Origin of the sequence: Mesobacillus foraminis, assembly GCF_004340465.1 — a bacterium.
GTDB lineage: Bacteria > Bacillota > Bacilli > Bacillales > Cytobacillaceae > Mesobacillus_B > Mesobacillus_B foraminis.
The window spans coordinates 1-13,572 of the sequence record NZ_SLVV01000017.1; the positions used below are offsets into that span (position 1 = coordinate 1).

Below are 13,572 nucleotides of genomic sequence, written 5' to 3' on the forward strand. Positions count from 1 at the left end.
CTCCGATTCGCTCGACTTGCATGTATTAGGCACGCCGCCAGCGTTCGTCCTGAGCCAGGATCAAACTCTCCAATAAAGAGTATGAGTTAAGCTCATAAAAAAGAAAAAACGTTGGCTAGTGATTTGAAATCACTAAGTTTTATTGTTTGTTGACGCTTGTTTGTTTAGTTTTCAAAGAGCAACAGTCGCGAACAGCGACTTTTATAATATAACATGTTGTCAACGCCATGTCAACAACTTCCTTCATAATCATCACTGTGTTGCAGCGACGTTTATTAATATAACAGCTAATTAAATCCTAGTCAATACTTTTTCATCTAATTACTATACACATTTATTTTTCATTTGAACGTCTGTATGGGCTTTTGTCAGAAGGCATGTATTTTAAGCATTCAGCCGGATTTGCGATTCGTTTAAATAACGAAAATAAGATTTTATACCTTTCCTTCATCGACCTCTTTACTGAGTGGTCAATCCTCTCATCTTTCAGGTCGAACAATATTTCATCCATTTCCCTTTTTATTAAATACTCTATTTCCTTTGTTTCTTTATCGTTTATTAATAAACCTAGCATACCAGCACCCCTTTAAACATGTCAGTTAATGTAACTATTCCATTTCCGTCCAAATTATATTCACAAATTTTATACATATCTTCAAAATCCCCTCATAAAAATTAGACAAGGAGTGCATGGACGAGGTGATGAGATGAATTTCTTTTTTGTGTTAAATGGAAAATCAATTAAACAAGCATTGGTGATCGTAATTGCCGCGTTTTTTACAGCCTGGTTTTTTTATGCAGAGAATATTGTACAGTTCCCCGCTTTTTCAACTGAAGATGGACCTAAAGCAATCTACAAAGGAGAAAAGGATATTGCCTTAACGTTTAATATTGGCTGGGGGGATGAAAAGGCTGAACCCATTCTCGAGATTCTAAAAAAGGAAAATGTTACTGCCGCAACATTTTTCCTCTCCGGCGCCTGGGCAGAGAGGCATCCTGATCTTGTCAGCCGCATTGTAAAGGATGGCTATGAAATTGGCATCCTGGGGTACGACTATAAGGACTATACAGAAATAGAGGAGGACAAAGTCAGGAAGGATATCCTGAAGGCACAGGAAGCTTTTAAAAAGCTGAATATCAAGGACATTGAGCTGCTGCGGGCTCCTACCGGCCATTTTGATAAAAGAACACTAAACATAGCGGAGCGGGCAGGCTATACCGTTGTCCATTGGAGCCTGGACTCAAAGGACTGGACTAATCCAGGGGTAAATGAAATCGTTGAGAATGTATCCAAGGCGAAAAAAGGAGACATCGTCTTACTGCACGCTTCCGATTCAGCTAAACAAACAGCCGAAGCCCTCCCTGCTGTACTGGATGAAATCAGGAGCAAAAATCTCAAAATGGTATCTGTTTCACAGTTGATTGCCAATGGTGAATCCAATTCTTCAGAAATAAACTAGAACCATACAAAAAACCATCCAATTAGACATTGGATGGTTTTTTGTATGCTGACTTTCCTTGTTTTCCTGCATGTGGCTTCCCGCCGGTTCGCTCTTCGATAGACCTTTGATTGAGTTTAGGAAGCATCAACAACTGAAAGGCATTGCAGACAATCAACGGAAAAAGCATTAAAAATAACCAGCTTTCTTCATTGACCCTCAAGACTGGAACCCATTCTATAGTCGTTACGACAATCATGAAAAACAATGCAGGAATGAACGCTGACATATTGGTCTGCTTTGCTTTCAAAAAAGCGATAGCCAGCCCGGGTATCAAGACAAGGATCGCCAGTAATAGATAAGGGATGATGCTCTCCCCTTCCTTTGCGAACGCCGTGTAGCGGAAATAAACGAGATCAAACAGCACAAAAATAATCAATATAACTTGCACTGCATTCCATAACGATTTAAAAATCCCCGTTCCAAAGCGATGAATGGTCAGGTAAGCAAAAAATCCCGCCTGGCTCAATAAGCTAAAGATAAACCCTACACCAAGCAGCCAAAATAAAACTGACATAATTTCTATAAAGTTGAAATCCGTAAAGAAAGGTTTGAATTTATCCCAACGGACAATAAAGCCTATAATGCCTGTTGTTATTCCACCCACAAATAATGTGGACAGAAACAATCTAACCCAATTCCTGCTCGTCACTATATTTTCCCCCAATAAAAAAATTCACTCCTTGATTGTACCAACCAAAGCTTGAAAAATCTAGGTATTGCTTGGATGCCGTATAATATTTCGAGTTTTTCCCATCATAAAAGTAAGGCTGTCTATGTGAAAGGGGAATGGATATGTATAGAGCTTTCAGATTACTGATTCCTGTCCTGTTTTTAGTTTCAGTTGCCGGCTGCGGGACCGCACCGGATACAGGCGCAGAGGAAATGGATTACGATGCTACCAAGAAGATGGTCGTAGACATTTTAAAGACTGATGATGGAAAAAAAGCTATCCAGGAACTTATGAAGGAAGATGGAATAAAAGAGAGCCTGATCATGGACCAGACAGTCGTTTCAGATACCATAGAAAAAACTCTCGTTTCGAAAGAAGGAACAGCTTTCTGGCAAGAGTCTTTTAAGGATCCAAAATTTGCCCAGGCCATGGCCAAGAGCATGCAGGCAGAAAATGAGCAATTGCTGAAAGACCTTATGAAGGATCCCGAGTACAGAGCGATGATGATCGAAGTCATGAAGGACCCCGAACTCGAAAAGGAATTGATGACAACCCTAAAGAGCAAGGAGTACCGGGAACATTTGCAGACAGTCATCACTGAAACTTTTGACAGCCCATTATTTAAAGCTAAAATGCAGGACATGATCATTCAGGCATCTGAAGAAATCGCAGCAAAACAACAGAAAAAGTAATAACACCCGTTTTAATAAAAGCAGCCTTTCCGCATGATGGAAAGGCTGCTTTACCCATTTTAGTTTTCTAGTGCATGTACAACCTGCTGGGCAATATTCGTATAGATTCCCCCGATTTTATCATCTTCCTGATAAATCGAAGGAGCAAAATCATGTTCATTCCAGGTCGGCTGGCCAAGCGGCAGCCTTCCCAACACTTCTGAATTAAGTTCTTTTGCCAGCTTTTCTCCGCCGCCCTGGCCGAATACATATTCTTTTTCACCGGTTGTCTTGCTCTCGTAGTAGGACATGTTTTCAATAATACCCAAAATTTCGTGCTCTGTTTTCAATGCCATGGCCCCTGCACGCGCTGCAACAAAAGCAGCGGTCGGATGAGGAGTAGTGACAATGATTTCCTTGCAGGAAGGTAGCATCGTATGTACATCTAAAGCCACGTCTCCTGTTCCAGGAGGCAAATCCAGCAGGAGGTAATCAAGTTCTCCCCACTCCACTTCATTGAAGAAACTGTTCAGCATTTTCCCCAGCATTGGTCCGCGCCAGATAATCGGTGCATTATCTTCAACAAAAAAGCCCATGGAGATTACTTTTACACCGTATCTTTCCACAGGGATTATTTTCTCTCCGCGAACCACTGGCCGCTTGGTAATTCCCATCATATCCGGCACACTAAAGCCGTAGATATCCGCGTCTACAAGCCCAACCTTTTTTCCAAGACGGGCAAGCGATACAGCTAGATTGACGGACACGGTTGATTTCCCAACGCCCCCTTTGCCGCTTGCAATCGCAATGAAAGTTGTCTTGCTTGCAGGGGACAGTAAGCCTGCTTCTTCCGTACTTTCTGCGCGAAACTGTTCAAGGACTTCTGCAGGGAGATCTGTGAACCTGAGCCCCACAGTTTCAGCCCCGCCTTCTTTTAAAGCGCTGACAATCTGAGACTGCAGCTGAAGCTGTTCGGAGGTGCCTGTCTTCGCAATACCAATTTTCACGCTTACATGGTTCTTTTCGGCTTTAATCTTGATCTCCTCAATAGCACCAATTTCCCCAAGGGTTTTATGTAAAAACGGCTCCTTCAAACCGCCGATGAGTTCTCTCACTTTGGCATCTGTTAACATGGTGAAGCCCTCCTTAAATTTTGTTGTTAGTAACAGTATAACATAGTGTTAACGGGTTCAAATGATAAACCCTCAGGATGCGCAAACGTTTTCTTCAGTAAAAACAAAGAAGGCGCCTGGGCCCCTTCAATTAAAGAATTTCCGTTCATTTGTATAATATCTAACTATTCCCTCATAAATAGAAGCCGCTATTTGTTCCTGATACTCTTCCTGCTTCAGCTTTTCTTTTTCGGCAGGATTGGAAAGAAACCCTATTTCTACAAGAACACCAGGCTTTTTTGCATATTTAAGCAAATAGATTTCATTGGCAGCTTTTGCTTTTCGATCTGTATTTTCCAGATTCCTTTTAAGTTCCTCCTGAATAAATTTTGCAGCCCGCTTGCTTTCTTTGTAATGTCCTGAATAAAATGTCTGCGCCCCACTCCATCGCGGGGACGGGATTGCATTTAAATGGATGCTGGCAAAGAAGTCGGCATTAGAGCCGTTAACTAAATCGAGTCGCCTCTTCAGGTCTTGAACCTTTCTTCGGCTATATCCTTTTAGCCCTTTATCTGCCAAATCGATATCTGTCTCTCTGGTCATTATCACCAAGGCCCCCTGCTGCTGAAGATAATCCCGCACCTTAAGACTGACGCTTAATGCAATATCCTTCTCAAAGGCACCTTTTTCCCCCGCCCCCGGGTCCACTCCGCCATGACCGGGATCCAGCATAATAATTTTTCCTGAAAGCGGGAGATTCCAGGATTTCCAAGTATCATTCTCGCCAAAATCATATTGTAAAATGGCGAATAAAACCATTAATCCCAGCGCAAAAATAATGACCTTAAGCTTTTTTATCATAAGCCAAAAACCATCCTTCCTGACTTGTCCCTGATTAACTATATGGGACAGAAAGGATGTTTAGAACTTAATGCATCCTTAGTTTATGCTTCATTTCCCCCTTCTTAAAGCCTTCCTGCCACCAGCCCCCTACATACTGTTCACAAAGATAATATAAGGACTCTCCCGCTGCCCCTTCATCCCCATTCCCCCAAAAAAGGAAGAAGTTATATAATGTGGCGATGAGGTGCCTCTCCTCTTGATTACAGCGTTCCCGTGCCATCTCCTGGGATTCCCCGTAGTAGCCAAAGCGGCTGAACCTTCCGCCTAGCAAGTAGGCTTCAATAGCGACATCAAAGCATGCCTCTTCAATTCCTGAATTCATAATGAGGCCATTGGCCAGCCGTGATGAACCGAAGCATTCTTTCACTCTTGCATGAAGCCTCTGTATAGATAACTCGCGGAGCAATGACCGCTCGTATTTAATTTGTTTTTCACGTTTCTTTTCTTTAAAAGTCGTCACTACATTCACTTATAACTCACCCCTTAGCAAATAGTGTTATACCAGCCTGCGGCGGACATCCAAAATTCCATTTCCATTTTTAAAATAAAAAACCATGTGACTCGTTTTATGGTCATACTGCCATGGACAATAAACTTGGACTCAGCTTTGGCAAATGAATAGCAGAAGTTCCATCCTCCAGATGAGATGAAGAAAGGTTCCTGACAAATCGTCAGGAACCTTGAGTATGGGTGGTTAAAATTATAACGATGATCTAAACCGCAAAATCCATAGTTTGCGAACTGCATCACCTCTTTGACTATGGAACGATTACATCTGTTTCAATTAAGCGTGGATGGATCCTTTTCGCTTTTGCATATGTTTCTGCGGTGTTAACTGAGTATATATGAAGCTTTAGCCCTGCCTTCTTGATTTTTTTTGCTGTCTCTTCGTCAACATTCTGAATCGATGTTGTATAGATGGCGTTTTTATATTTTTTTAGTTCTTTAATGTCGCTATCCACGTTCTTCAAGGCATTTCCCAAGAATGTCACGGTCGCTTCAGGATACCATTTGTTAAACTGGTCCCGAATCCCAGCATTGCTCAAAACGAAAAATGAGTGATTTAATACCTTGGCCTTCTCAGCCTCATCCATAATGCCTTCGACGAACCCCTTGTCCTCCCAGTTGCCTTTTGACCCATCAAAATTAATGCCCAGATTGTACTTGTTAGCTTCCCCAAGAACCTCTTCCAGTGTAGGAACTTTATAGTCTGTTTTATTTCCCTGTTTATCCTCAATGGAAAAGCCTTGAATCTCTTTTAAGGTTAAATCTCCAACCTGACCTGTACCAGTAGTCGTCCTGTCTACTGTTTTATCATGCATTAATACATAGTGGCCGTCCTTAGTTCGTTGTACATCAATTTCAACAAAGCCGTATCCCAAAGTCCCCGCCTGTGTTATAGACTCCAAAGTGTTCTCGGGAGCCGCCACCTGTGCACCGCGGTGCGCGCTTAACTCGGTTTTATTGCTGTTAAGCCAGTTATCATTTTGGGCTGCATCTGCCGTATGCCCAAACAGGAATGATGTTACTGTCATCAACATTGCACCCAGCACTGCAAATTGGTATTTCTTCATATTTCCACTTCCCATTCATAATATTTGTCCCATCTTTACCATACGGGCATGATGTAAAGCAGGCGTTAATATTCTTTAAAATTTGTGATAAGGTTGGGATAAGTAAAAAGTGGAATTCCCGTGGTTTCAATGGATAATGACTACTATCATTCAATATAACGAGGAGTAACCCGATGCACAGCATGGAAAGCACCCAACAATGACCGGGACCCTTTCAGTCATGGACATACTTAGATTCTTTCCAGCAAGCACTCTTGAGATGGAACTTCAATAACCCCCTCAATACTTGGCTGCCTCAATGCCCCGCCTTCTGTCCACTCAGCGTAATTAATTTTAACGGTTTTTTTCGGCATAACCCAGGTGGTATTGTGATGATGCCGGGGTCGCTTTTTAAAAGGAGACTGGTCAGTGCCTTCCATCCCTTGTTCTTTAACGCATCTAACACCATCCCATTTTAATTGTGCGAACCAGGCCTTTCCTGCGGGGGATGGTTTCGCTGTCTACAGGCTCCATTGGAAATATCGGAACCAGGTACATCCCTCCAAAATTTTTAAATAATACATAGTTTAAACAAAAAGCATTGAAAATATAGAGAAGGGGAGGGAGATCTTCGAGTAGAAGGAATCTTTGTGGATGGAAGAAGAATTGAAATCATACACCCTGACCAAAATCATTTGGGAAGTTGAGAACATAGGCTATTAATGATTTGGGTGTACCCCAACGGAATACACAGCAAGAAAATCGAAAGAAGGTCAGTACCTGACAGTGCACTCAGATTGGGTAAGCAGCACTTTCTATAAAGGCAAACAGAGAATTCTACTAAATGATAAAGCAACGCTGATTTGGGCGGCAAACTATGGTGCGATTGAATTTACTATTCCTTTTGACCGATATGATATGCCGGATCATCCAATGGAAATGGTTTTCGACTTAAATCCGCCGGATCTTAAAAGTTTTGATTTGGTGTTATTTATCCTCGCAGAACGAGAATACCATTGAGCTTCATGCTGCGTTTAAGAATGGCTCCTCGACAAACATTTAATTGATGAAAAAGAATCAAATGTAGAATTTTGCCGAACAATAGGCCTATGTAAGAGGACGTACACTAAGGCATCCATTAATAATTAAAAAAGACCCCCAACCAAATTGGTTGAGAGCCTTTTGAAGCGCCAAAATTAACGCTTTGAGAACTGAGGTGCACGACGAGCGCCTTTAAGACCGTATTTTTTACGTTCTTTCATACGAGCGTCACGAGTTAATAGTCCTGCACTCTTAAGTGATGGACGGAATTCAGGGTCAGCTTGAAGCAATGCACGAGCGATGCCGTGGCGGATTGCGCCAGCTTGGCCAGTATAGCCGCCGCCGTTTACGTTAACTAGAATGTCATAAGCACCAAGAGTTTCAGTTGCTACTAATGGCTGCTTAACTACTTCACGTAAAGCTGCGAATGGGATATAATCTTCAATTTCACGACCGTTGATAATGATTTTGCCATCGCCTGGTACTAAACGAACCCGTGCAACGGAGCTCTTACGACGACCAGTACCGATATATTGAACCTGTGCCAAGTTAATAACCTCCTTAATAATTATCCGCGAAGTTCGTAAACTTCTGGTTTTTGCGCTTGTTGCTGATGTTCGCTTCCTGCGTATACATGAAGCTTCTTGAACATTTGGCGTCCTAAAGAATTCTTTGGAAGCATGCCTTTGATTGCAAGCTCAAGCATTCTTTCAGGGTAGTTTGTGCGCATTTCTAGAGCCGTTCTCTGCTTTAATCCACCTGGGTGCATGCTGTGACGGTAGTAAATTTTGTCAGTTAATTTTTTACCAGTCAATTCAATCTTGGAAGCATTGATGATGATGACATGATCACCAGTATCTACATGTGGAGTGTAAGTTGGTTTATGTTTACCGCGTAGGATGGATGCAACTTCACTTGCAAGACGACCAAGAGTTTGGCCTTCTGCATCAACTACATACCATTTACGCTCGATATTCTTGGCGTTAGCCATAAACGTTGAACGCATGTGTGTCCCTCCTAATTATCAATAAATCGAATTCATAAGTTTTGTTTTGATATATTTTACACAGATAAGACTTCCGGGGCTTATCGTGGGGTTAAAATACATACCTAAGCTATAATATAACTTTAATGAGTGAATGTCAACACCAGGATTAGTTGTCATAGTAATTTTTAATATTTACCATTAATAACGAACTTCCCATAAATACAAACCCTGGCCCGGAGCTGTTTTGCCAGCTGAGCGCCGATCCCTTTTCTCCAGCACTTCCATAATATGATAGGGCTGTCGCTCTCCCTGGCCCACTTCTAAAAGAGTACCTACGAGAATACGCACCATGTTGTATAGAAATCCATTCCCCACAAAGCGGAAGATGAGCATATCATCCTCTTGTAACAGCTCAATCCGTTTCAGAGTTCTCACTCTGTCTACTATTTCGGTTTTAGCAGAACAAAAGCTAGTAAAGTCATGTGTCCCGATTAAATATTTTTTTGCTGCCTCTATTGCCTCAAGATCAAGGGGATAAGGAAACCGATAGGCGTAGTTACGCTTAAATGGGTCACGAACACTTGAAAGATGGATAAAGTAGCGATACTCCTTTTCGACCGCATCAAAGCGGGCATGAAAATCAGCATTGGCCGCCTCTGCTTTATGCACGGATATATCAGGAGGAAGCAAGGAATTCATTGCAACACTCCACTTGTCCTCAGGAAGCCTCAGAGGTGTATCGAAATGGAAGACCTGCCCTTTGGCATGTACGCCTGCATCGGTCCGGCCTGACGCGCTGATGGCAATCTTCTGGCCTTTATGCAGTTTCGTCAATACAGATTCAATCTCCCCCTGTACAGTCCGCTTATTCGGCTGTACCTGATAACCCGAATAACCGGTTCCATCGTATGAAACTGTACACTTTATCCTCATATCCATTTTCATCTTATCCCCTAAATAGAATTAGCAAGACCGTTACAGCAGCCAAAAGAAGAATCATCAACGTATCCGCAGCCGCCCAATGGAGCTGTCGGTATTTGGTCCGGCCTTCCCCACCCCGGTAACCACGGGCTTCCATTGCCACAGCAAGTTCCTCTGCCCTTTTGAATGAGCTGATGAACAACGGAATCAGCAGCGGTACAATGGCTTTAAGCCGATCTTTGACAGGACCGCTGGTGTACTCTACACCTCTGGCTGTCTGGGCCTTCATGATTTTATCCGTTTCCTGCATAAGTGTCGGAATGAAACGAAGAGAAATGGACATCATTAAGGCAAGCTCATGTACCGGGAACTTCAGCCTTTTTAAAGGACCCATCAGATGCTCCAGGCCATCCGTTATTTCAATAGGCGTAGTGGTAAGGGTAAGCAGCGAGGTTACCAGAATTAACAGGAAAAATCTCATTGAAATAAATATCCCTTGCCGCAAACCGCCCTCATATATTTTCAGCCAGCCAAGTTCAAAAATAAGTTCTCCCTCTTTAGTCAGGAATAAATGGAGAAAGAAAGTGAACAGAACCAGCCATAAAACGGGTTTTAGGCCCCCTATTAAAAAGCGTGGGGGGATTTTTGACAGTCCTGCCATTAAAAATGTATAGATTGTTAAAATAGCATAAGTCCATAAATTATTTGCCAGAAAAACAACACAGACAAATAGGAATACAATAATTAACTTGGAACGGGGGTCCATCCGGTGAAGGATGGATTCTGCGGGAACATAGCGACCAAAAATCATTTTCTCCATCATTTCGGCGTTCCTCCTCGCAGATAGTCCGCCACCGCATCTGTTAATTCCTCAGCTGTAAGGCAAATCTTACCGAACTTCACATTAAACGCCTTTTCCAATTTCAATTGAAAACGGACAACCTCAGGTACATCTAAACCCAGCTCCAGCAAATCTTCAGGAACAGAGAAAATTTCGTAAGGTGTTCCCTTTTTCTGGACTCTCCCTTTGTGCATGATCACAATTTCATCTGCATACCTTGCTGCATCCTCCATACTGTGAGTCACAAGGACCGTTGCCACATGGTTTTCCCGGTGCAATCGGTAAAACAAATCCATAATCTCTTTCCGTCCCCTTGGATCCAAGCCCGCTGTGGGTTCATCCAGGACGATACACTCAGGCTCCATGGCAAGTACACCTGCAATCGCAACTCTTCGCATCTGTCCGCCAGACAGATCAAATGGAGATTTAGACAATATTTCTTCATGCAGCCCTACCTGTTTGATTGCTTCTTTAGCTCTCCTTTTAGCCTCTTCCTCCGAAACACCAAAGTTTTGGGGTCCAAAGCAGATGTCCTTTTCTACCGTTTCTTCAAAAAGCTGATGTTCTGGAAATTGAAAGACAATCCCGACCTTTTGCCTTACCTCTTTTAAATTTTTCTCTTTCCTGCCTGCCCGAATTTCGCGGTTTCCAATCCACACAGTTCCTTTTGTCGGCTTCAACAATGCATTAAGGTGCTGAAGAACAGTAGACTTGCCTGAACCGGTATGACCAATGATGGCGAGGTACTGCCCTGATTCAATGTTGATCGAAACATCAGAAATGGCAAGCCGTTCAAAAGGAGTATTGTTCTGATAACGGTATTCTACATTTTTGAGTGAGATGTCCATAGTTCTGCCACCAACTCTTCTTCAGTTAAGTAATACTTTGAAAGTACGACCCCTTTTTCGCTCAGCTGCTTGCTCATCTTTACTGGAAATGGGATATCTAACCCCAGCCTGACAAGCTCTTCATCCATTTGAAAAATTTCTTCCGGAGTGCCTTCCCGGTAGATTTCACCCTTATTTAAAACGAGTATTCGATTTGCCCTAGCCGCCTCTTCAAGATCATGAGTGATGGAGATGACCGTGATGCTCTCCTCCTGCTGCAGCTTCATAATAGTCTCAATGACTTCCTCTCTGCCACGGGGATCAAGCATGGATGTTGCTTCATCAAGAATGATAATGGAAGGCCGAAGAGCAAGAACACCAGCAATAGCAACCCTCTGTTTTTGCCCTCCTGAAAGATGGTGCGGCTCTTGATCAAGAAAAGATTCCATATTGACTCTTGATAGAGCGTCCACTACTCGCTCCCCCATAACTTTAGCGGGCACCCCATTGTTTTCCAGACCAAAAGCCACATCATCCTGAACGGTTGTCCCCACAAATTGATTATCAGGGTTTTGAAAAACCATGCCAACTTGTCGGCGAACATCCCATACTGTATCTTCTGATAGAGTAATACCGTTTATTGAAATGCTTCCCTCGGTAGGAAACTGAAGTCCATTTAACAGCTTAGCAAGCGTGGACTTTCCGGATCCATTGTGTCCAACAATTGCAAGCCACTCTCCCTCATAGACCTTCATGCTTACATTTTTCAGCGCAAAATCTTCCTGGGAATCATATTGATAGGATACATTGTCCAAAACAACTAAAGGTTTTCCCATTTCTATCCTCCTCTCGACTCATCTTTACTCCTTTATTATTCTACCTCAAGCCTGGCAGACTTAAAATATATGGGCCATTTACAGGCCGTCCTCGTACCGGTGTCTGAAAAGACCCCTAAATACAAAAAAAGCCTGCACCTCTTCCCAGACCGAAAATTAAAAACTCCGGTAACAATGATCATCCTATTTAGGACGGGGAGGAGGTGCATGAGCTAGACGAGTCATGCAGAAAAAACAAACGCAGCATCCTATTCGAACAGGATTGGCCGTACAGCTGGATATGTCAGAAACCCAGTTATGTTTTCCCTTTACTAAGGCATGCTCATCATAACGCTCGTTTTGGCTTGTTCTTCGTATATATATTGGGCTATCAGGTATAAAAAAAGGGGATGAAACAAGTTTGTCTAAACTGTCCATCGCCCTTGTTGTGAGTGTTTAAATTATTAAACTAGCTCGATGATAACCATTGGCGCACCATCACCGCGGCGTGGTCCAAGTTTCATGATGCGAGTATATCCGCCTTGACGCTCAGCATAACGTGGAGCGATGTCAGCAAACAATTTTTGTAGAGCATCCTGATTTGTTTCAGCATTAGCAACCTCATTACGAACGTATGAAGATGCCTGACGACGCGCATGCAAATCACCGCGTTTTCCGAGAGTGATCATTTTTTCAACAACAGAACGAAGCTCCTTCGCACGTGTTTCAGTTGTTTCGATTCGCTCATTGATGATTAGATCAGTTGTCAAGTCACGAAGCATTGCTTTACGCTGAGAACTTGTACGTCCTAACTTTCTGTATCCCATGAGTGTTTCCCTCCTTTGTTGAATTGTGGCAGCTACTGCGTTTACAGTAAAATGCCTAGTTAAGCAAGGTTAACTAGTCATCTTTACGTAAGCCTAAGCCTAGCTCCTCTAGTTTTGCTTTTACTTCTTCTAACGATTTTCTTCCAAGGTTGCGTACTTTCATCATATCTTCTTCAGTCTTGTGAGCAAGTTCCTGAACAGTATTGATTCCCGCACGCTTAAGGCAGTTATACGAACGAACAGAAAGATCGAGTTCCTCAATAGTCATTTCGAGAACTTTTTCTTTTTGATCTTCTTCTTTTTCTACCATAATTTCTGCATTCTGTGCTTCATCGGTCAAACCAACAAAGATATTCAGATGCTCAGTTAAAATTTTGGCTCCAAGGGCGATAGCCTCTTTCGGCCCATTGCTTCCATCTGTCCATACGTCAAATGTCAGCTTGTCATAGTTGGTCATTTGTCCCACACGGGTGTTTTCAACCTGATATGAGACTCTTGAAACCGGAGTATAGATGGAATCGATTGGGATAACCCCGATCGGTTGATCTTCTCGTTTATTTTGATCAGCAGGTGTATACCCACGGCCTCTTCTTGCAGTCAGGCGCATCCGTAATGAGCCTTTGCTGGAAAGAGTTGCAATATGAAGATCTGGGTTCAGTATCTCTACATCGCTGTCGTGCGTAATGTCAGAGGCCTTGACAGCTCCCTCGCCTTGCAAATCGATTTCGAGTGTCTTCTCTTCATCAGAGTAAATTTTTAATGCCAGCTTTTTAACATTCAAGATGATTGATGTTACATCTTCAACGACACCCTCGACAGTGGAAAACTCATGAAGCACACCATCAATTTGAATGGACGTAACAGCGGCACCTGGGAGTGAGGATAAAAGGATACGACGTAA

At 42.7% G+C, this 13,572-nt stretch carries 18 protein-coding genes and 1 rRNA gene; 3 read left to right on the forward strand and 16 right to left on the reverse strand.

The annotated features are described in order from the left end of the window. Together EV146_RS24180 and EV146_RS24185 are read right to left on the reverse strand one after the other, a co-directional pair. A 16S ribosomal RNA gene (locus tag EV146_RS24180) occupies window positions 1–76 on the reverse strand; the annotation flags it as partial. A gap of 258 nt (window positions 77–334) precedes the next feature. Then, window positions 335–574 carry a hypothetical protein gene (locus EV146_RS24185; protein WP_132011302.1) on the reverse strand — a complete coding sequence of 80 codons (240 nt, stop codon included), beginning with the start codon at window positions 572–574 and terminating at the stop codon, window positions 335–337. A 133-nt stretch (window positions 575–707) separates the two neighbouring features. Here EV146_RS24185 and pdaB point away from each other — a divergent pair, with 133 nt between their 5' ends. Beyond that, a complete protein-coding gene (gene pdaB, locus EV146_RS24190) occupies window positions 708–1,460 on the forward strand; it encodes a polysaccharide deacetylase family sporulation protein PdaB (protein ID WP_132011303.1) in 753 nt (250 codons plus the stop codon). A gap of 22 nt (window positions 1,461–1,482) precedes the next feature. Here pdaB and EV146_RS24195 read toward each other — a convergent pair whose 3' ends face one another. Beyond that, the gene (locus EV146_RS24195; protein WP_132011304.1) at window positions 1,483–2,151 is read right to left on the reverse strand and encodes a KinB-signaling pathway activation protein; all 669 of its coding nucleotides are present in this window, start codon (window positions 2,149–2,151) and stop codon (window positions 1,483–1,485) included. Window positions 2,152–2,294: 143 nt separating this feature from the next. Here EV146_RS24195 and gerD point away from each other — a divergent pair, with 143 nt between their 5' ends. Further along, on the forward strand, window positions 2,295–2,864 hold the full coding sequence (gene gerD, locus EV146_RS24200; RefSeq protein ID WP_132011305.1) for a spore germination lipoprotein GerD: 570 nt from the start codon (window positions 2,295–2,297) through the stop codon (window positions 2,862–2,864). A gap of 59 nt (window positions 2,865–2,923) precedes the next feature. On the opposite strand, the gene EV146_RS24205 is transcribed toward gerD, so the two are convergent. The 5 genes from EV146_RS24205 to EV146_RS24225 form a co-directional block, all read right to left on the reverse strand. Beyond that, window positions 2,924–3,976 (reverse strand): Mrp/NBP35 family ATP-binding protein, encoded by a 1,053-nt coding sequence (locus EV146_RS24205; RefSeq protein WP_132011306.1) that lies wholly within the window; start codon window positions 3,974–3,976, stop codon window positions 2,924–2,926. Window positions 3,977–4,102: 126 nt separating this feature from the next. Further along, window positions 4,103–4,816, reverse strand: coding sequence for an N-acetylmuramoyl-L-alanine amidase CwlD (gene cwlD / locus EV146_RS24210; RefSeq protein ID WP_121610270.1), 714 nt, complete (start codon window positions 4,814–4,816; stop codon window positions 4,103–4,105). A gap of 67 nt (window positions 4,817–4,883) precedes the next feature. Continuing rightward, window positions 4,884–5,327 carry a YbaK family protein gene (locus tag EV146_RS24215; RefSeq protein WP_132011307.1) on the reverse strand — a complete coding sequence of 148 codons (444 nt, stop codon included), beginning with the start codon at window positions 5,325–5,327 and terminating at the stop codon, window positions 4,884–4,886. A gap of 289 nt (window positions 5,328–5,616) precedes the next feature. Next, window positions 5,617–6,432: a glycerophosphodiester phosphodiesterase gene (locus EV146_RS24220; protein WP_158287209.1), complete on the reverse strand. Its 816-nt coding sequence runs from the start codon at window positions 6,430–6,432 to the stop codon at window positions 5,617–5,619. A 230-nt stretch (window positions 6,433–6,662) separates the two neighbouring features. Next, window positions 6,663–6,851, reverse strand: a complete 189-nt coding sequence (locus EV146_RS24225; RefSeq protein WP_132011309.1) for an ATP dependent DNA ligase — start codon at window positions 6,849–6,851, stop codon at window positions 6,663–6,665. A gap of 346 nt (window positions 6,852–7,197) precedes the next feature. Here EV146_RS24225 and ligD point away from each other — a divergent pair, with 346 nt between their 5' ends. Further along, window positions 7,198–7,431 (forward strand): non-homologous end-joining DNA ligase LigD, encoded by a 234-nt coding sequence (gene ligD, locus EV146_RS24230; protein WP_132011310.1) that lies wholly within the window; start codon window positions 7,198–7,200, stop codon window positions 7,429–7,431. Window positions 7,432–7,607: 176 nt separating this feature from the next. Here the strand turns inward: ligD and rpsI are convergent, their stop codons facing one another. From rpsI to EV146_RS24270, 8 genes are all read right to left on the reverse strand, one after another. After that, window positions 7,608–8,000, reverse strand: a complete 393-nt coding sequence (gene rpsI / locus EV146_RS24235) for a 30S ribosomal protein S9 (protein ID WP_121610275.1) — start codon at window positions 7,998–8,000, stop codon at window positions 7,608–7,610. A 20-nt stretch (window positions 8,001–8,020) separates the two neighbouring features. Continuing rightward, a complete protein-coding gene (gene rplM / locus EV146_RS24240) occupies window positions 8,021–8,458 on the reverse strand; it encodes a 50S ribosomal protein L13 (RefSeq protein ID WP_121610276.1) in 438 nt (145 codons plus the stop codon). Window positions 8,459–8,638: 180 nt separating this feature from the next. Then, complete coding sequence (gene truA / locus EV146_RS24245; RefSeq protein ID WP_132011311.1) at window positions 8,639–9,379, reverse strand: tRNA pseudouridine(38-40) synthase TruA; 741 nt, start codon at window positions 9,377–9,379, stop codon at window positions 8,639–8,641. A 7-nt stretch (window positions 9,380–9,386) separates the two neighbouring features. Beyond that, complete coding sequence (locus EV146_RS24250) at window positions 9,387–10,184, reverse strand: energy-coupling factor transporter transmembrane component T family protein (RefSeq protein WP_132011312.1); 798 nt, start codon at window positions 10,182–10,184, stop codon at window positions 9,387–9,389. Further along, the gene (locus tag EV146_RS24255) at window positions 10,181–11,050 is read right to left on the reverse strand and encodes an energy-coupling factor ABC transporter ATP-binding protein (protein WP_132011313.1); all 870 of its coding nucleotides are present in this window, start codon (window positions 11,048–11,050) and stop codon (window positions 10,181–10,183) included. The genes EV146_RS24250 and EV146_RS24255 overlap by 4 nt, the downstream gene beginning before the upstream one ends. Next, window positions 11,026–11,865, reverse strand: a complete 840-nt coding sequence (locus tag EV146_RS24260; RefSeq protein WP_132011314.1) for an energy-coupling factor ABC transporter ATP-binding protein — start codon at window positions 11,863–11,865, stop codon at window positions 11,026–11,028. The genes EV146_RS24255 and EV146_RS24260 overlap by 25 nt, the downstream gene beginning before the upstream one ends. Before the next feature lie 443 nt (window positions 11,866–12,308). Then, on the reverse strand, window positions 12,309–12,671 hold the full coding sequence (rplQ, locus tag EV146_RS24265) for a 50S ribosomal protein L17 (RefSeq protein ID WP_121610281.1): 363 nt from the start codon (window positions 12,669–12,671) through the stop codon (window positions 12,309–12,311). Window positions 12,672–12,744: 73 nt separating this feature from the next. Further along, window positions 12,745–13,572: DNA-directed RNA polymerase subunit alpha (locus EV146_RS24270; protein WP_241994044.1), on the reverse strand; the 828-nt coding region annotated here is incomplete at its 5' end.